Origin of the sequence: Bacillus timonensis (assembly GCF_000285535.1) — a bacterium.
Lineage (GTDB): Bacteria > Bacillota > Bacilli > Bacillales > Bacillaceae_L > Ferdinandcohnia > Ferdinandcohnia timonensis.
Genome location: NZ_HE610987.1, coordinates 325573 through 345731 on the forward strand (window position 1 = coordinate 325573; position 20159 = coordinate 345731).

Annotated in this window: 15 protein-coding genes; 1 reads left to right on the forward strand and 14 read right to left on the reverse strand. The window is 35.8% G+C overall.

Annotated features, from left to right (window positions below; translation table 11 throughout):
* Positions 1-104: 104 nt before the first annotated feature.
* The 5 genes from BTHG_RS15935 to BTHG_RS15955 form a co-directional block, all read right to left on the reverse strand.
* Positions 105-1487 (reverse strand): NAD(P)-binding domain-containing protein, encoded by a 1383-nt coding sequence (locus BTHG_RS15935; RefSeq protein ID WP_010677732.1) that lies wholly within the window; start codon positions 1485-1487, stop codon positions 105-107.
* Positions 1488-1500: 13 nt separating this feature from the next.
* Complete coding sequence (locus BTHG_RS15940) at positions 1501-1998, reverse strand: arsinothricin resistance N-acetyltransferase ArsN1 family A (RefSeq protein WP_010677733.1); 498 nt, start codon at positions 1996-1998, stop codon at positions 1501-1503.
* 15 nt (positions 1999-2013) lie between these two features.
* A complete protein-coding gene (locus BTHG_RS15945; RefSeq protein ID WP_010677734.1) occupies positions 2014-2466 on the reverse strand; it encodes a MarR family winged helix-turn-helix transcriptional regulator in 453 nt (150 codons plus the stop codon).
* A gap of 364 nt (positions 2467-2830) precedes the next feature.
* On the reverse strand, positions 2831-3469 hold the full coding sequence (locus BTHG_RS15950; protein ID WP_010677735.1) for a YkyA family protein: 639 nt from the start codon (positions 3467-3469) through the stop codon (positions 2831-2833).
* A gap of 21 nt (positions 3470-3490) precedes the next feature.
* On the reverse strand, positions 3491-4402 hold the full coding sequence (locus BTHG_RS15955; RefSeq protein ID WP_010677736.1) for a polysaccharide deacetylase family protein: 912 nt from the start codon (positions 4400-4402) through the stop codon (positions 3491-3493).
* Positions 4403-4689: 287 nt separating this feature from the next.
* On the opposite strand from BTHG_RS15955, the gene BTHG_RS15960 reads away from it, so the two are divergent.
* Positions 4690-5064, forward strand: coding sequence for a VOC family protein (locus tag BTHG_RS15960; protein ID WP_010677737.1), 375 nt, complete (start codon positions 4690-4692; stop codon positions 5062-5064).
* A 235-nt stretch (positions 5065-5299) separates the two neighbouring features.
* On the opposite strand, the gene BTHG_RS15965 is transcribed toward BTHG_RS15960, so the two are convergent.
* The 9 genes from BTHG_RS15965 to BTHG_RS16005 all read right to left on the reverse strand — a co-directional run bounded on the left by BTHG_RS15965 (position 5300) and on the right by BTHG_RS16005 (position 19812).
* Positions 5300-6265 (reverse strand): tRNA dihydrouridine synthase, encoded by a 966-nt coding sequence (locus tag BTHG_RS15965; RefSeq protein ID WP_010677738.1) that lies wholly within the window; start codon positions 6263-6265, stop codon positions 5300-5302.
* A 542-nt stretch (positions 6266-6807) separates the two neighbouring features.
* A complete protein-coding gene (locus BTHG_RS15970; RefSeq protein ID WP_083849156.1) occupies positions 6808-10596 on the reverse strand; it encodes a GH32 C-terminal domain-containing protein in 3789 nt (1262 codons plus the stop codon).
* A 33-nt stretch (positions 10597-10629) separates the two neighbouring features.
* Positions 10630-12483 carry a glycoside hydrolase family 32 protein gene (locus BTHG_RS15975; RefSeq protein ID WP_010677740.1) on the reverse strand — a complete coding sequence of 618 codons (1854 nt, stop codon included), beginning with the start codon at positions 12481-12483 and terminating at the stop codon, positions 10630-10632.
* Between the two features lie 89 nt (positions 12484-12572).
* Positions 12573-13532, reverse strand: a complete 960-nt coding sequence (locus BTHG_RS15980) for a carbohydrate kinase family protein (RefSeq protein WP_010677741.1) — start codon at positions 13530-13532, stop codon at positions 12573-12575.
* A gap of 115 nt (positions 13533-13647) precedes the next feature.
* A complete protein-coding gene (locus BTHG_RS15985; protein ID WP_010677742.1) occupies positions 13648-15105 on the reverse strand; it encodes a glycoside hydrolase family 32 protein in 1458 nt (485 codons plus the stop codon).
* 14 nt (positions 15106-15119) lie between these two features.
* Positions 15120-16733 (reverse strand): ABC transporter substrate-binding protein, encoded by a 1614-nt coding sequence (locus BTHG_RS15990; protein ID WP_010677743.1) that lies wholly within the window; start codon positions 16731-16733, stop codon positions 15120-15122.
* A gap of 24 nt (positions 16734-16757) precedes the next feature.
* Positions 16758-17636 carry a carbohydrate ABC transporter permease gene (locus BTHG_RS15995; protein WP_010677744.1) on the reverse strand — a complete coding sequence of 293 codons (879 nt, stop codon included), beginning with the start codon at positions 17634-17636 and terminating at the stop codon, positions 16758-16760.
* Between the two features lie 17 nt (positions 17637-17653).
* Complete coding sequence (locus BTHG_RS16000; RefSeq protein ID WP_010677745.1) at positions 17654-18646, reverse strand: ABC transporter permease; 993 nt, start codon at positions 18644-18646, stop codon at positions 17654-17656.
* Between the two features lie 194 nt (positions 18647-18840).
* Positions 18841-19812 carry a LacI family DNA-binding transcriptional regulator gene (locus tag BTHG_RS16005; RefSeq protein ID WP_010677746.1) on the reverse strand — a complete coding sequence of 324 codons (972 nt, stop codon included), beginning with the start codon at positions 19810-19812 and terminating at the stop codon, positions 18841-18843.
* Positions 19813-20159: the final 347 nt, after the last annotated feature.

The window sequence follows — 20159 nt, forward strand, 5'->3', positions numbered from 1 at the left end:
TGGGTTGCAAACCATCGTATAGTTGCAACCCATCTGTTTTGTTTACTAATAAATTTCTGTTTATGTTAAAAGACCAATCTAATGCACAGACCGGTCAATAAATTTCAGCTACAACAAGTAGAGTCCTTTTTTATTATCTCTATATTAAACGGCGTAATTTTAGGTGTACAACAGGATTCAGATTCAAGTTGGATAATCGTAGTTTCGGTTGAACAACAATCAGAAACAATATTTGTTCTACATACACCTGTTTCAGGCAACTCTAAATGTACCTCTTCGGCTCCTTTCAAGTCTCCTGTTAGATATGCAACAATTGATCGAACTTGTTCATATCCCGTTGCAAGCAAGAATGTTGGAGCACGGCCATAGCTTTTCATCCCTACGATGTAAAAGTTCTTTTCAGGTTGCCTCAGTTCCTTTTCACCATGTGGTCTAACTGTTCCACAGCTGTGAAGATTAGGATCAATAAGTGGAGCTAGAGCTTCCACACTTTCAACGGCCGGGTCAAGATTTACCCTTATTTCATTTAAAAATGAGACATCGGGTCTAAATCCAGTACTTACAACAAGTTCATCAATATCATGGATTAAAGTTTCCTTAGTTCGTTGATAGCCTTTTACAGTGATTTTCCCATTTTCCTTTTGAAGGTTATTTATATAAAATGAGGGTATGACTTTTATCTGCTCTGAATCAACCAATTTTTGAATTCGGATGCCAAGCTCACCACGCGCTTCAAGACTATCATTCTCTTGACCACCATATGCTTCTTTCACATTTTGTTTCCTCATCGCCCAATATATTACAGTATTTGGATATTGTTCTTTTAACTTAGCTAGCTCAAGAAGTGCGTTAATTGCGGAATGACCACTTCCGATTACCATTACGTTTTTGTTTTTATAACGTTCTCTTATATTTTTCACTTCGGGTATTCCATAATATATCTGATTCTTCAAGGAGCGTTCTGCATTTGTCCAGATACCATTAGAAAGCGATGGGTTTGGGTTTTTCCAAGTTCCAGATGAATCAATTATAGCTTTAGCATCGAAGATTTTAGTATCTCCATCAATATCAACATATACCTCAAACGGGACTTCGTCTCTCTTTAAGCCCTTCAACTTATCTAAACCTTTTCTCGCGATACCCACTACATTTGCATTTAATTTAATATGCGCTTTCAATTCATTGAGTCGGCTTAAAGGGTAAAGGTAATCTTCTACTAACTCTTGACCTGTTGGCAAGGTAGTATCATTCGGGGACAACCAACCAGACTTCTCGAGTAACTCCCTTGAAGCTTTATCTATATTATATTGCCATGGAGAAAACATTTTCACATGTCCCCATTCTAAAATATTCGAACCAACAGACTTTCCTGCTTCAAACAAAATAAAACTTTCACCTTTTTGAACAAGATGAGCAGCTGCTGCAAGCCCAACAGGTCCACCACCAATTATCGCAACTGGAAGATTACGTTGTTTAGACATTTCCATTTTCTTTTTCCTCCTAAACGAACAATTTCTCCATGGCCATGACATCAATATATTGATCATCTATTTTTCCTTGTTTTTTAAATACGCCCACTTCCCGAAATCCTCTTTTTTTATATAACCCTTGACCTAGCTCATTGAACGGAAAGGTGAATAAGACAATTTTATGGAATGAGTTTTCCTTAGCAAGCTCCTCAATTGAAGAAAGTAAATTTCCTCCTACACCTCTGCCACGATACTCCCTTTTAACATAAACAGATAAATCAGCAACCCCATCATATGCCGACCGACTATTATACTGATTTAAACTTGCCCAACCTACAATCTCTCCCTCTATTTCGGCAATTAAGACCTTATAACGATCCGTATGACGCTGAAACCATTCAAGCATAAAAGCCTTATCTTTTATTGAGGTTTCCAAAGTCGCGATTCGATCTACAATTCCCTCATTATAAATGGAGAGAATACCTTCAACATCATTAATACATGCGATTCGAATTTTGAGATTACTCATTTCACTATATCTCTCCTAACAGTTCCGTTTTTCATTACTACTTCCGCAACATAATGATGATTTTGTCATCACCTCAGCAAGAAAGTTTACTGCACGTTGCGTTGTCTCACGTTCAAATTCAGTCATCTCACTAAAAATCTGATTCAAGAAACTATTCACCTGCTGATCAATACCTGTAGCGACCTTTTTCCCTTTTTCTGTTAACGACAAAACACTAACTCGCTTGTCTTCTGTAGAAGGTTCCTTACTTACAAGCTCCATTTTAATCAGAGTTTGAATTTGCCTACTAAATGTTGTAATTTCAATCCCAAGCAAATCTGCAACTTGTTGCATAGTTGGATTAGTATTTACGTCTATTTCGTAAAGGATATGACTTTGAACGGCAGATACATCAACCCCATCAACAGAACAGCAGGTTTTATTTAATAAACCAAAATTCCTTGTAATGGATTGAAATGATTTCCTCACAGAATAGCCCCCTTATTAGTTGTTAATTACAAGTAATAAAATACTGAATTTCCATAAATAGGTTTAAAATATAATTATTTTATAACATTATCACTTGATTATTACAAGTAATTAATTCGGATGTTTTATTTATTTTTGTGAAAATCAGCTATTCAAGTATTTGAAGGTTGAACATTTCTTCAGACTAAATACTACTGCTAAGAAAGTAATAAGATTATTTCAAATAGGTTTGTGAACTTACTTAATAAGACATACCTCCTTTTTCAATGAAAAAACACCGCCAGATTGGCGATGTGTAAGATTTATATTGGTTTTTCTGGGAGATATGTTCATAAACATCTCGTTCTTTTCTCTTTTAACTCATTCATTTCATAAACTCTTTTTCTACTTCAAAATATTGTTCAGAATATCGATTAAATTCTTTTATAGCTTCACCCATGTCTTGGGTACGTATATTTATATCATTTATCTGTTGAGTAAGGCTATCTATTCTAATTTTATCATCCTCAAATTGTTGATAAAATGTATTCTGTAATTCTAAACTTTCATTGTAGTCTTCAAAAAAGGAGTCTATCCGTTTCTTCCGTTCGTCCATAATCGTCACTAGATTTGTTGCTTGGTTCTTTTGATCCTCATCTTGTATCTTATTAATATTTTTCTTTATCTTTGACAACGTATGATAAGCTTTAGTGAAGTTTTCCTCTGCTTCCTTTACTAGCTGTTGTTGTTCTTTTATGAAAGTGAAGCCTTCTTCAACCTTCTGATTAATAATATCTTTATCATTTATAGTAAGATTTATCAATTCATTATATAGTGCCTGCGCATTTTTTCTAGTTTCATATAGTTCTAGTTGAGTAGCTGCAAATTTTTTTTCAAACTCTGCTGATTTCGCCATTATTTTATAGATTTTGGAAGCCTGTTTTTTATCGAACTGGCATCCTTTAAGAATCAAAATAAAACTCATAATAATCGCCAACGCAATTAGTATTCGTTTCTTCTTCAACCTAAGTTACCCCCTACTACTTTAGTTTACTGAATGGCACCGCCCTTTACATGAAAATGTCAATGGTGACATATCATTAGTCAATACTTTTGTTGTATAACCCTGTTCCTTAATATAGCTTAGTAGTTTGGGTAAATGTTTTACTGTCTCACGTGTATCATGAAGAAGGACTACTGGGGTTACACCTGATTGTTTCATTTTTTGTAAGGCTTGGATTGTATGTTGAACATAACGTTCATCATTTAGTTCCCAATCAAGACTATCTACATTCCAATCCCAAACCTTAAAATTATGTTGGTTTAGTACATAGCGCATATTTTCTGTTAAATAAGGAATACTTCCATAGGGTAGGCGGATAACTTCAGAACGCACACCTGTTACTTCTTCGAGTATCTCTTGATTTTTTACCATTTCTTCTGTTGGGGCAGCTTCGTTACTATAAATCTTATGTACATCATGTGTTATACCATGCAGTGCAAGTCCTAGGCCCTCCTCTTGCATACGTTTCACGACTTTTGGATGTTCTTTTATTTTTGGACCAATCATAAAAAATGTTGCTTCCATCTGATAATCATGTAAGATATCCAATAAGTCGTCTGAAACATTCGATGGGCCATCATCAAATGTAAGGTAAATCGCATTTTCCTGCTTATCTATCTTATTTTGCATAGCAATCTCTTTTTTTCTAGCAACTTCTCTTTTTTCATTTTCGCTTTCAACAATAGATTTACTTAACGTTGAATCAGCAAAAGCTACAACCGGCTCTACAGAAAACGGTATCATTTCCGTTGTATTTGCAATAGTAAGGTCATGTCCCTTCGCTGTTTTCTTTTGTTCGTCACCAATAAGTCCAGATAATAGCACAATGATGATGGTTAAGAGAACAGAAACTGCAATCTTCCCTCTTTTGTTTAACCTCCTACGTCTACGCACCTTATATCCCCCATTGCTAGATTGATATTTTTCTACAAATAGAATCATATATCTACAAAATTCGCATTCTACAATTACCATATCATAGATGATATGGTAATTAAAAGGAAATTTTGCGATAACTAGACAAATAAAATCAATTTTTTACACATAAAAAATCCTGTATCTAGACATTATGAAGAATTGACTTAAACAAACGAAGATGGCTATTTTAATAAATTGGTAGGAAAAAGGGACATAAATAGGGAATTACTCGATAGACATACTAAATAAAGGAGAGCTAGTTCATGAGTAAATCATTTATTGAACAAGTACATTATATTAGAATTCCGGTAAAAGATTTAGAGCAGTCTGCACAATGGTATAGAGACATATTAGGGCTTCAATTATTAACTATTACTGAGGGTCCATATGCCATTATAAAAGTTAATGAGGGACCCTTTTTACTTATCTTAGTTCCTACTGAAGATGATACATTTGCACATTTTACAATTGATACTGTTCCAGCCTTTAGCATTGGTTTTACTAGTCCAGAATTAACTAAATTCCATACACACCTTATTGAAAATGGTGTTCAGGTTGAGGATATTAAAGAAGATAACGGACATTCCTATTTCCACTTTTTTGATTTAAATGGCAATAAATTTCAAGTACACTGGTAAGCTTGTGAAAGGTCGCACTATCGTTGAATAAGAAGAAAAACACCGCTAAAATTTTTTGCGGTGTTTTTTGTATGTTATTTAGTTTGCGAGACGGGTTAATTTAAATTTTGTAATTCAAAACAGAACCCGTTACTGTTGACCCGTTTTTTCAAACGTTTAAAACTAGTGGAAAACACTTCACATTGGATGATAGTAATCACATTTAGTGTGATGCAGTAGTGTTTCTTATATAGGATTATTCATTCTCTAACACATAGCTATCAAGCAATTCACGCACTTCATCTGTTGACTTTGCGCTCATCAATTGATTTCGCAACTCACTAGCCCCTCGAAACCCCTTGACATAAATCTTAAAAAAGCGACGAAGTTGTCCCAAAGAACGTGTTTGTAAATGTGCATACTCATCAAAAAGGTCGAGATGCAATCTTAATAGATTAAGCAATTCCGTACTGCTATGTTCTTTCGGTTCCTTTTCAAAGGCAAACGGGTTTTTGAAAATACCGCGCCCAATCATAACCCCATCAACACCGTATTGATTTGCGAGTTGCAAGCCAGTTTGACGGTCAGGAATATCCCCATTAATCGTCAAAAGTGTATCTGGTGCAACCTCGTCACGAAGTTTCTTGATTTCCGGAATCAACTCCCAATGAGCATCAACTTTGCTCATTTCCTCTCTTGTCCGCAAATGAATCGATAAATTCACAATGTCTTGCTTCAATATATGTGTTAGCCATTCACGCCATTCATCTACATCCTTGTAACCAAGCCTTGTTTTTACACTGACGGGCAGTCCTCCCGCTTTTGCTGCTTGGATTATTTCAGCTGCAACTTCCGGACGACGGATGAGACCGCATCCCTTTCCGTCATCTACCACATTATCTACTGGACAGCCCATATTGATATCGATACCCCGATATCCTTGTTCAGCCATACCGATACTCATTTTCTGAAAGTTTTCAGGCTTATCACCCCATATATGAGCCACAATTGGTTGTTCATCTTCTGTATAAGTTAAACGCCCGCGCACACTTTGCTGCCCCTCTGGGTGACAATAACTGTCCGTATTTGTAAACTCCGTAAAAAACACATCAGGTCTCCCCGCTTTACTCACGACATGACGGAAAACAACATCTGTCACATCTTCCATTGGTGCAAGTATAAAAAATGGCTTTGGTAAATCACGCCAAAAATTGTCTATCATAGTCAAACTCAAACCTCTCTTTATGGGATACAAGGTAGTCTCAAAACTTTTTATAAATGTTCCTGCTTATTTAAAACATATACCATGCTTTAGTACCTTTTATCAAAGTTTAGTCAATTTTAAACACTAATAATATTTTCCATTCTTCTTTCCCATTTACTTAAGTAATGAATATTCCTCTTTCATCCAATGAAACAAGGAAACCTAACAGTACACTTTTACTATAATAGCTATAAATGTCTTGGTTGACAATTTCATTATCTTGGAAGACGTATATTATGTAGTCTCTAGGATTCTAAATCTTTTGATTATGAATTTTTTTATAAGAGAATACCAAAATTTCGAAATAAGAAATGTAGATAAAACTTTTCGTTTTTATTCTATTATTAAACTGTGTTCCTTTTTGTTTTTGAAGGATTGCTAAAAATTCAAAAAACCATCATGCTTGCATAACAAAAATATAGGGAACCCTATTCTTTTAGAGTTCCCTTACCTTACTATCATTCCCTGTACAATTACATATCTTTTTATTTATTCTTAAATTAATTTATTTCAGAGGAAAGGATCCATTCCTGACGCTCCAGTCCAGGATTAGAATCATTAAGTATTAAAACTCCTTCTTCTGAAATCTCAAGAACTTTGCCATTATGAACAGAGGAGATTGTAATGGTTCCATTATCATTATTCGCAATAATCCACCGCTGATTATTATAGCCAAGATAGTTGTACAACTGAATTCTATCTTGCCCTGTATCCAAATCCAGTGCTCTGCTTCCTTCTTTACGTATGGAATATGAACCGTGCTCATCACCTGTTGGAACTAAGGTCCAAATCGTTGCAATACCTGCATCGCCTATTGTCACTGGCTCACCGTTATCAGATTTTGCAGAATAAATTGCTTGACCTGTTGCTTTATTAGTAAAGCTTGTATAAGTTAAGTTTGCTTTGGATAAATTGCTTACATGAACATTCTGATATGACGCTTCCCCACCGAATACATTCACACCAAAATGGCCTTCTGCAAAGGATCCATCCTGCACATCTATGATTTTCTGACCATCCACGAAAATCTGGATGTGGGGGCCCTTCGCTTCAATTTTTACCTTATACACTTTGCCAGGTTGAATAAAAGCAGGAACCTTTTCAATAACCATACGCTCCTCAAATAAACCTTCAATTTTGTAAAAGAGTCGAAAAGCCTTCATATTGGGGTCAAGATTAAAGTAATAGCCACTTCTTCCATCTTCACTTGCCCGGAACAAAACGGATCCCGCTCCTCCGGATTCGCCCAGCATCATATCTGCTTCATACGTAAAATTCCCGCCAGTTTCCTGTGCCATATAGTTTGCATCACTTGTATGCGTACCTCGGATTCCACTTTCGGTAATAGTCCATTTTGCAGCAGTGAGGTCCGATTTCCAACCAGTAAGATTAGTGTAGAATTCTCCATCATACACCCTTACAACTACACTTTCTGAGGTCTTTCCATCCGGTGTTGAAGCTAATATTGTCGCCTCACCTTTACCTTGAGCCACTAATACTACTTTAGAATTCTGGGAGGAATCAATCTTCACTACATTTGAATTATTTGACTTCCATATAATGGGCTGAGTGCCCTTTCCGTTTCCATTTTTCACAGAAGCAAATAATGTTAACGAATCACCAATATTCAACTCTCTTTGATTTGAATCTATTACAATCCGAGTTTCCTTATCACTGTTTTGGTTCCAAGTGTTTGCAAATGAGTGTACTTTTAATGAAACAACCTTCACTTCCCCACCTTTTGTGTAGAAGTTCATATTACGACTTGAGGGATCCGGGAAAATCACTTCAGAAAAGACAATCTTTCCGTCATTCGCAAAGACTTCAACAGAGGAATCATCGACAAAGATATTTAATTTGATTCGCTTATTTTCTGGTGCTAAAGGTGCTTCTTGTAAAGTGGAAAATAATCTTGAAAAATCAGTTTCTCCTGATTCGGCACGTTCGACAAATAGTTTCTTTTCTCCCGTTCTGTACCCAATAACCGTTTTTTGATTAGCACCTTCACGAACTGTAAAACCAAATTCGGTTATGGTACTTGTGGTGGGAATTTCAACCTCTGCTTCTATTTCAAATGCACCCTCAGAGATTCCCTTCAACAAGTTTGCAGAGTTATTCGGGTTTATTACCTTGTTCTGTGTCTGAAATATAGTACTTTTGATTGACTGCAATTCTTTAATAGGAGCCTGTGCCAGTCTTATCCCATCATTTGTCTTTATTAACCTAACTTCTCTAGGAATGGTAAGTTCACCCTTCCAGCCAGAAGTTGGAAAAGCGAAAGGATAATCCCAGTTGGTCATCCATGCCAGCATTACACGACGGTTATCAGGCATATTGGAGAAGGACATTGATGCATAAAACTCTTTACCATAATCTGTTTTTAATACTTTACCTACTGGATTTTCATTCACAAATTTACCATCGGCAGTTAAGTGCCCTACAAAATACTCTGCATCTGAACCTTCTGTTTTCGGATTCGCACCTGTGCTGATCATTAAAACCCACTTTTTCTCTTCTGTACCTTCTACCTGAAGTTCAAAAAAGTCAGGGCACTCCCATACACCGCCACGAACATACTCACCATATCCAAAATTATCTGTGTGCTTCCAATTAATTAGGTTAGTAGAAGTAAAGAAGCGAATATGGTCTCCTCCCGATACAACCATTACCCATCGGTTATTTTCCTCATCTCGAACTACCTTAGGATCTCGGAAATCCCATCCACCTGGATCTTCTCCAGTTTTACCCGGATTTTCTATCACAAACGGACGATCCGTTGAATATTTCCAAGTACGTCCTTCATCCGTACTATAGGCAAGGCCTATACGTTGGTTCCCGTTGTATCTATCTGGATTAAAGGAAGTATAGTAGGCAATAAGACCTTTACCTCCAGAATTAGTGAACAATCCAGAATCATTATTAAGGTCTGCAACAGCCGAACCAGACCAAACATGCCCGTAATCATTCCACGGTAAAGCAATAGGGAGCCGCTTCCAATTTACTAAATCTTTACTTACAGCATGGGCCCAAGTTCCTCCGTCTTGATGGAACAAATGATACTCACCTTCGTAATAGACTAGACCATTTGGATCACTTACAGAGCCGCGAGCTGGAGTATAATGATAATCGGGCCTATATTTTTCATTGTAATAGTTTGATAGTGGAACAAAATATACGTCCTGGAAACTAGCAGATCCTGATGTAACGGTAAATCCTACAAAGCCAGACTTGTTTTCATCATCTGTCAATTTAATAGCCGCATCTGAAAAGCCATCAACATAAAGTTCGATTTGTTCTCCGTTTGTTTTAATTTCAAGATGGTGTTTAGTACCATCTCCGGTTTTATAGGTGCGGTCAGATGTTTTGAGAACTGTACCGTCAGCCTTTTTCAATTGAGCTCTAACTTTATTTCCCTCTTTAATGAGTGCAGCCAAATAACCAGTGGTTCCCTGTTCATTTGTTCGAAATGCTAGTGCTGCTTCCGATTGATTTTGATTGAAAGATATATTTCCTTCAAGAACAAAATCATTTGCATCTTTACTGTAGATTAGCTTGGCTTCCATATTATTATCAAAGATTCCCTTTAGGCCACTTATAGATGGCTCCCATTTTCCTTTTTTATATTGAGATATACCAAGATTTGTTGCTAGTTCGCTAATTTTTACATTTTGGAACAAAGCGGAACCGTCCCAGACGTTAAGTCCAAGAAAACCTTTACTATACAAATCAATATTTACATCAATAACAGGAGTGAATCTATTTTCCCAATAAACCTTGATATTATCCTCTACCACCTTTACCTTCAAATGATAGATTTGACCTTCGCGTAATGTTACGTGGAATTCTTCTTTTAATCTACTATCGTCACGAGCGTCACGAAGTCGAATGATACCAGCATTTGGAACAATTTGCAGCATATAAGAATCCCATCCATCTTCACTAGAACGGAACACTAAAGTAGCATCCGCATTCTTATCCATTACTTTAATATCTGACTCATAAATAAAGTCCTCTGACATAACCTCTGATATTGCCATGACATTTTCTTTAGGTTCTGAAGTAAGCAAAAGTCCCTGTTCTGTATCTTCTAATGTTCCTTTTCCTTTTACTTGCCATTCTTTAATATTTGTAGAGGCTTTAGTTATGCTATTAATTGTCGGACCCTCCCCTGTTTCATTTATTTCAGTAGCCCATCCTGTCAACGGATAGACGAACAAGGAAGACAAAGATGTAATAAAGAGCAAAGTTGACAAAATTACATTAAAAAATCTTCTCAAATTAGGCTTCATCTCCTACCCTCTCTTCAATAGTTTTTCAACATCTTATTTTTCGAGTACTCTTATCCTTATTACCTTTGTTATCCCACTTACTTTGTCTTTTACTTCTATACTACTAACACCTGTTTTAATTGCTTTTATCATGATACTGGAGTCATTTAATTGTGTACTTTCAAGACTATCTTGATTTTTAGACGTCCAGATTAATTTAGCATCCCTCTTAACCCAATCGGGCTTTAATTTTGCTTGAATCGTTTTACTTTCTCCTACTTTCAATGTTACATATTCTTCACTTAAGACAATGCGCTCAACCTCATGTTCCTTTGGACGTTCTCGCCATGTTGAATACAAATGATAGAAATCTAGTGAAGTAACATTTATTTTCCCGCCTTTAGAATAAAGTTCAATTTTATCGCTAGTTGGCTTTGAGTAAATCAGATTCGTGAAAGTATATTCTCCATCATTAACAAATACTTCAATGGATGATTCATCAACAAAACCTCTTATTTTTAGTTGATTATTTTTAGAAGAATAATTTGTATTATATCTTGTACCAAATTGGAAGAACTCACCATTGCGGTCAAGCAATATTTCTAATCCTGAGCGCGACCTATCTAAAAAAAGTTGTCCATCTAGAGTATTATAGCCAAATACCGTCTCCTCCTCTTTTGATTGACGAAGACGAATTCCAAATTCCTCGACATCCTCCCATTCAATTATTGCTTCAAATTCAAAAGACGTACCGGAAAATTCATTTAATAGATGCTCTCCCTCAACTTCAATGGACTCCACAGTGGTGTGATCAACCCTTAAACTTTCAATTTCATTTATTGGTTGTTGAAAGAGCTTAATACTGCCCCCTTCAACAGTCTTTAGGGATAGTTGACGCGGAATAGACATAGAGCCCATCCAAGGATTTGTAGGTGACTGGTATGGATACCTCCAGTTTGACATCCATCCTAACCACAATTTACGACCATCATCTTTAGGGATATCGGAAAATGATTGGGCCGCATAAAAGTCTTGACCAAAGTCTGTTGTTAAAACTGTTTCAGGAGGATTATCATTTACAAATTGGGTCCCATCAAATTCCCCAATAAAATATTGAGCTGTAGAACCGTTTGTTTCATCATTATCGCCAATACTTACTTGAAGCACCCATTTCTTATTGTTTTTATCACCATCAACAGGTAATTGGAATAAATCTGGACATTCCCAAACAGCTGCGTGTAATCCCTCATTCTCACCAAATTGGCTTTGAAATTTCCAATCAATAAGATTATCAGAATTAAAGAATGATACACTTTGATTTGTTGATACTACCATTACCCATTTCTTTGTTTCCTCATGCCAAAACACTTTAGGGTCACGAAAATCCTTAATACCGGGGTTTGATATGACAGGATTCCCTTCATATCGCTCCCACGTTCTTCCGTTATCTTGGCTATAGGCAATACTTTGTGCTTCTCCACCCTCTGTATTTGTATAAATTGCTACTAAACCAGCTTTACCACCAAAGAAACCAGTTGAATCTTTCCAATCAACAACAGCACTCCCGGATAAAGCTTGTCCAAGGGTATCATGCTCTAATGCGACAGGTAAGTGCTCCCAATGAAGCAAATCTTTACTTACCGCATGAGCCCAGTTACCATTTTTTTGATGGAATAGATGGTACTCTCCTTCAAAATATATTAATCCGTTAGGATCGGCTAAATTCCCTGTTGGAGTTGAAAAATGGTACTGTGGACGATATAGTTCTGTATAATAATCAGAAGTGGCAGCTTTCATATTATCAGGTCTCAATGCATCCAAATTCTTTCCAACCTCTCGATTTTGATATATTAAATAAATTACTATTAATAACAAAATAGTTCCGAAAACTGCGAGTAGTTTTTTCATTGTTGCCTGTTACTACCTTCCTTTTAAAAAGTTTTGAAAGACCATCAACCTTCAACTAATTTTGATTAATAAATTGCTGAAATCAACAATTAGACTTTGCTAGCTATAAATTCCTTTATTTCATCCCTTGTTGGCATGGACGGAATAGCCCCTTTTCTCTGTGCAACATAGGCTCCCATTGCATTTCCAAAACGTAAAATTTGCTCTATCTTTTCTTGCTTTACTTCCTCTTCTAATAAATCATTATTTAATAGTTGAAATAAGACCCCCGCAAAAAATGCGTCACCACACCCTGTTGTATCAACTGCCTTCACAGAAAAACCTGGTACAAACACTAACCCATTTTTGTTATATGCATAACTTCCTTGGTCTCCTAATGTAACAAAAAGAAGAGAAAGGTGATATTGTTCATAAATTTGTTTAGCCCCAATAGCAATGTCTTTTGTACCTGTTAAAAATTCCAATTCCTCCTCTGAAACCTTGACTATATCTGCATAATTCATAATTAATTCTATTTCCTGTTTTGCAAGGTCTAGACTATCCCATAGAGGTAGCCGTAAATTAACATCTAAAGAAATAACCACATTATGTTGTTTTGCATAATTTAATGCTGTTAATGTAGCCTCTCTTGAAGGGTCATTCGTCATAGATATTGAGCCCACATGAAAAATACGAGATTCAGAGATCAGACGAAGATCTATTTCCTCCTTCGCGAGCATCATATCTGCTCCTGGTCGTCTATAAAAAGAAAATGATCGATCTCCTTTTTCATTAATATGAACAAATGCAAGTGTTGTATTGATATTTGAAAAAACTATTCCATTTGTATGTACACCCTTTGATTGCAAGGTGGACACTAAAAAGTGACCGAAACTGTCATTGCCAACACTGCCAATAAATTCTGTTTCCATTCCTAAACATGCCAAAGAAACTAAAACATTTCCCGGAGCCCCCCCCGGATTGGCTTCAAAAACTGGATTTCCCTGTTTGTTTAAACCATTGGGAGTAAAATCAATTAGTATTTCTCCTAACGCGGATACATCTTTCATCACCAGACACCTACTTACCTTTATTATTCTCGATTTAACTAATTACAGTTTTTTATAAAAAAGTAGCCAGAGGGTAGTTAACTACATACTTCCTCTGGCTGTTAAGATACACTTCTTAAATTATTGAAGGAATTGAAATTTTTCCATGAACTACTTTTACCTTACCCTCAGATGCGAAGAGTGAAATTCCTTCACATGCTTTATCAGGGTAGACTAAACTCGTTAATGCCTTCGCTCCTTCGTTAATAAATAATTCAACCGAAGAAGAATCAATAATAACTCGGAGCTGTATTCTTTTTGATTCATTTAGTTTTAACATTTGAGGCCTGAAGAAATTATCGGAAAAGTCTACTTTCCCAGAATGTTTACGTTCTAAAGTTAAAGCATTATCTATTGAATTGATGCAAATCGTTGTATATTGTGCTTCCGTGTGATGTATTGTTATCCCATACTGGATAGCATTATTGTTTTCAAATATTAGTTCAATCTCTGCATATTCTGCATCAACCTCAAAGTTGTCTGTACCATTAGTGCCTATGGTGACACCCTTTATTTCTGTTTTATTAGTAAAGTACTTGTCTAATTCACTTACAACTTTTTGTACTATTTCAAAATTCCCATGTGTTTCTCGTAGCTTTAGTTCTCTGGGCAGTGTCATCTGACTTCTCCATCCATCAGTTGGAACTTGATTTGCATACCGCCAGTTACTCATCCACCCAAGATAAATTCTTCTCCCATCTTCTTTTGGAACATTTGAAAAACTAACACCTGCATAATTGTCTTTTCCATAGTCCAGCCATTTTACATCATCATGTTCTGCTACAAAATTTTTCCCATCAAAAGACCCCACAAAGTATTGGGTACGTGAACCAGAATCAAATCTAGGATTGTCTCCAATACTGACGATGAGTACCCATTTCTTACGATTTGAATGTTCTACCGTTAATTCAAATAAGTCTGGACATTCCCATACCCCATCGTGGGATCCGATACCTTCACCAAATTCACTTTCAAACTGCCAATCTGTAAGATTAGGAGATGAATATATTGATATGGTTTGTTCTGTTGCTAGTACCATGACCCATTTACTACTTTCCTCATGCCAAAATACTTTTGGATCTCTAAAATCAACCTTCGTTGGGTGAGTTAATACTGGGTTCCCATCATACTTGATCCAAGTTCTCCCTTTGTCATAGCTATATGCTAAGCTTTGTGATTGTTCTGGAGGATTATGTGTTTCATCCTCCAAGTGGTGAGTAAAAATAGCTACCAACCCAGGTTCATTTGGGAAGAAACCAGAGGTGTTGTTCCAATCAACGATAGCACTTCCCGAAAAAATAGTTCCATGCTCGTCTGGAGAAAGGGCTATCTCTAATTCCTCCCACTTAATTAGATCCTTACTAACTGCGTGGCCCCAGTGCATGGGGCCCCAAATACTATCATTCGGATTATGTTGAAAAAATAAATGGTATTCACCTTTGAAATATACTAAACCATTCGGATCATTCATCCAATTTCTCTTAGGAGAAAAGTGCAATGCTGGTCTATATTTTTCAAGTTTAGTAGTCTTCAATCCCTTACCTCCTATTAATTAACAGTTCTGTCATATCCATCCTGTTTAATTTGCAACCATGTACTTAATCCAAGTCTTTCAAGTTCTGCTAAATATTCATCCCACTCTGCATCAATGTTTCCATTCGTCATCCATTCAGCACGTTTTCTGTTTACATATGCAAATAAATCAGTCTCAATCTTTGATTTTTCATCAGCCTCTTCCAATGAGAAGAATACTGGCGGATAAAAATTCTCACTTTTTATATGTGGCACAATTACGTCCTTCAATAAATCTAGTCTCCATGCAGCATCATCTGGTTTTGTTGTATATTTACCGTAATACTCATCAAGGATTGCTAATGGACCAGCTACACTAGTTTTTTCTCTTAGTTCGACTGGAGCAGTTCCTTCTAATGGTAAGTGTTTCAACATACCTGCAGCTTCATCAAATTCAAAGATATTTTGCTGTTCTGAATCACCATAAGTACCCCAGTTATTTTGAACTGATTGTAGTGGTTCATATAATTTATCAATCCACTTTGCTGTTAATTCTAAGTTTTTATTTGAACTTGTTATTACCATTCGTCCACGATCAAGTCCAAAGCCATTTGTTTGCGCTACATTAACCTCTCCAGAAGGTCCTGCTAGCGGAGGCATTACATCGTATGAATCATTCATCCCCGTTATATTTCCTTTGTCCCAAGTGAAATATAGTCCATATTTGTGGTCCTTACCCTTTGCAACATATTTGTTCCAATCGTGTTCAAATGCTTCAACATCGATCAATCCTAATTCGTGTAATTCATTAAAGAATTTCATTCCTTCTTTGTATCCTTCTTGTGCAGCTGTAAACACAACTTCTCCATCATCTGTTACAACTGTATGATCCCAGTTGTCGCCTAAACCAAATGAAGCAAATAAGAAAGCTGGATCCTCTCCACCATGGTTAATAATAAATGAAAGTGGAATCTCATCGGCTTCACCATTACCGTTTGGATCCTGCGTCTTGAAAGCAATTAATACTTCTTTTAATTCCTCAGTTGTTTTTGGCATTTCCAAACCTAAGTTATTTAACCACTCAACGTTAATCCAAGGAAGATCATCAACCACTTGTATACGCTCTTTTCCACTACCTAATTCTTCAATCCATGGAAAACTATAAATATGACCGTCTGGCGCTGTGATCATTGATCTGTATTCTGGTGCTTCTTCAAGAACCTTTTGTAAGTTAGGCATATATTGTTCAATAAGATCCTCAACAGGTACAATTGTTCCATCTTTTGCATATTTTAATAGATCGTAATCACTAAACGCCGCATCCATGATAGCATCTGGTAATTCACCACTTGCTAGTGCCAAGTTTCTTTTTTCGATAAATTGGTCCTTTGTGTAATTTTTCCAATCAATTTGAACTCCAGTTTCTTCTTCCAATCTCTGATAGATTAATTTCTCATTTGGATCAGTAGGTGCCAAAGCAGAACTTTGGGTCATAAAGTGAAGTGTAACTTTCTCTTCGAGTGGGAAATTAATGTCCTTTAACCCCAGATCCTCTGACGAAGAACTTTTACTACTTTTCCCGCCGACACATCCTGAAAGCACTACACTAAAAGCCAGGAAAACTACCAATAGCTTGTAAAACTTTTTCATAAATAACCCCTCCATTTATCTTTTTTATTTTAATGACCCTACCATTACACCTTTTTCAAAATACTTCTGGAAGAATGGATACATAATTAGCAATGGTAAGCTTGAAACAACGATTGATGCATATTTGATTTTTTCTGCAAGTTTACTTAATTCTGCCATTGCAAGTTGGTCACTAATCATGCCTGGTTGAACTTGGTTTTGAATAAGGATAGAACGTAAAACTAGTTGTAATGGATGTAGTTCTTGGTCCTCTAAATAGATCATTGCATCAAAATAGGAATTCCACTGACCAACAAAGGCATATAAAGCTAAGACAAATATGATAGGCTTGGACAATGGCAACACTATTTTTAAAAAGATTTTCAACTCTGAAGCACCATCAATTTTAGCTGCTTCAAAAAGCTCTTTTGGTAAGCTCTTAAAAAATGTTCTAGCTAAAATAATATTCCAAACACTAATCGCACCCGGAAGGATAATGGCCCATATCGTATTTAACATTCCTAAATCCTTTACTACTAAGTAGGTCGGAATTAACCCACCGCTAAAGAACATTGTAATTAGGAAAAATACCATGATTACATTTTTCCCTCTAAAACCATCAAGCGATAACGGGTATGCTGCAAATATCGTTACTAGAATTGTAACAAGCGTAAATCCTACTGAATAAACGATGGAATTAATAAATCCTTTTATCATTAAGTCATCTTGAAAAATCCTTTTATACCCTTCCAGGCTCCAATCATTTGGATTTAATGAAAATCCCCTACTAAGTAATACATTTGGATCCAGGAAAGAGGCTAAAAGAATATAAAGTAACGGTAATAAAACTACTAAAACGAGTAGTATTAAAACAATTTTGTTACTAAAAAGAAGGAATCGATCTCCTTTAGTATGATTTTTCATCTGCTATTCACCCCCTGTTAATATAAACCTTCACCTTCATTTAATTTTTTCACAACAAAGTTGACGAAAACTAGTAAGATTACATTAATAACGGAGTTAAACAATCCTACTGCAGTTGAATAGGCATAATCACCTGCTTGCAATCCAACTTTATATACATAGGTTGGCAAGATTTCAGAAGTTGGTATGTTCATAGCTGTTTGCATGAGGTAAGCCTTTTCAAATCCAATTGCCATTATTCCACCTGCTCCTAGAATAAATAAAACAGCCATTAATGGTTTTAATGTTGGAAGATCAATATGTCTAATCCTTTGTAAAAGTGTTGCTCCATCAATGGTAGCAGCATCATGCAGTTGAGGATCAACGTTTGCGAGAGCGGCCACATATATAATGGAAGACCAACCAGCTGCTTGCCAAATCCCAGATACAATATAAACCGATCGAAAATATTCCGGATCAGTCATAAAAGAAACTGGTTCGTTAAAAAATATTGATAATAATGCGTTAATGGGTCCTGTAGGTGAAAGAAAGATAAACAACATCCCAGTAATAACAACGACGGAAATAAAATTTGGGGCATACAAGATTAGTTGAATATTTTTCTTTATTGCTGCTCTTCTTACCTGATTAAGACTTAAAGCTAAAATAATTGGAACTGGGAAACCTAAAATCAAACCGTAAACGCTTAACTTAAGCGTATTCATAAAAATCTCCGCAAAATTTGGGGATGTCAAAAAGTCCTTAAAATGCTCAAAGCCTACCCAATCACTCCCCAGAATTCCCTTCATTGGACTAAAATCTTTAAATGCGATAATAGCCCCATACATCGGTACATATTTAAAAACTATCGTTAGTAAAATAGCAGGAACTAAAAACAAATAAAGGGTATAGTTACGTTTGAAATAATGTAAAAAGCTCTCCCTCTTTTTATTCTGGACTTTTACTAACTTTAGAGAATCCGAGATTTTCTCTCTTTTATTCTCTTTATCTTTTGTAATTGGCAATCCCATAAAAGAATATCCCCCCTAAACTAGAATACTTAAGGTGCTCTATTGTGTTAACCGCTTTCACACTATTCCCCAACTGGTTTTGTATGTATATGTCAACCGGTTGATATAATATATATTAATTTGTTTTATTTTATATGTCAACCGCTTGACCTATTTTTTTAAAAAATAAATCTACTCAATAAATTTGAGTAGATTTATGCTGTACCGTTATTAAGTAACTGAACGGGTAAAACAATCTCCATGATCTCTTCCATTGGGTCTTCATTAATCTGATCAATTAAATTTAATACCGAGGTTTTAGCAATTTCTTTAATTGGCTGTCTGATAGTAGTTAGCTGTGGTAACAAACTCATAACGGTTTGAGATCCATCGTAACCAACAACTTTTAATTGATCTGGTACATTAATATTCAACTCATTTGCTACTTTTAAACAGGTTGCAGCCATTAAATCATCACTTGCAAAAATCCCATCTGTATCTGGATGTTCTTCAAAAATCCTTCTAATTGTTACTGCAGTTGCTTCTTCGTTAAATAAATCTGTTATTTCATAGGTTATTGGACTTTTCACCAAGTCTTCATATGCTTTTCTTCTCTTCTGAGCAGGGGTTTCTAATTCTGCAGGTCCGTTTATATGAATAATTGATTTACAGCCTTGATTAATTAAGTGTTGTACTGCTAACTTGCCACCTTCATAGTTATCAGATCCAACCACCGGGATTCCAGGAGATAAATAGTGATCTATGGCAACGATGGGTAGTTTAGGATTTCTATACGCCTCTATCCCCCTGTTATAAGAACAAACTATCATTCCATCGACTTGATGCCTAATTAACATCGATGCGTAAGATTTTTCCTTATCCAATTGCCCAAGACTATTGCACAGAATAATTTTGAATCCATGATTTGCACTTTCATTTTCGATATATAATGCTAATTCACTAAAAAAAGGATTATTGATTGTGGGTAATATTAGTCCAATAAAATTAGTCCTTTGTTTAAATAGAGATCGTGCAATATCATTAGGGTAATAATTTAATTCCTGAATTGCATTTTCTACTTTTTGTCTGGTTTTTTCACTAATATATCCTCTATTATTAAGAACCCTTGAAACAGTAGTTGGTGAAACACCTGCTAGTTTTGCTACATCTTCTAATTTTGCTTTCATTTAGACCACCAATATAGTATTTTTAACGGTTACTCATTTATGTCAACCGCTTTCATAAACATATTATCATGATAATTGGTTTATTGCATCTTTTTAACATTACAATTTCTGGTTTCCCATCATTTGGCTCAGTACTACCCCTGCTTCGTCTAATAAACTGCCTTTAACTCTAGTGACCGTTAAAATATAACTTATATTCTATTAAACCTAAACCATACATTTACATAGACTCCTGAAGAGAAGTATTAAGAAATTTTACTATTTAATTTACAAGGTACTTCATCCCCTAGTCCCGAAAACCCTAGCTAAGCAACCACTTCAACATTCTTGGCAACACATAAGTGCTA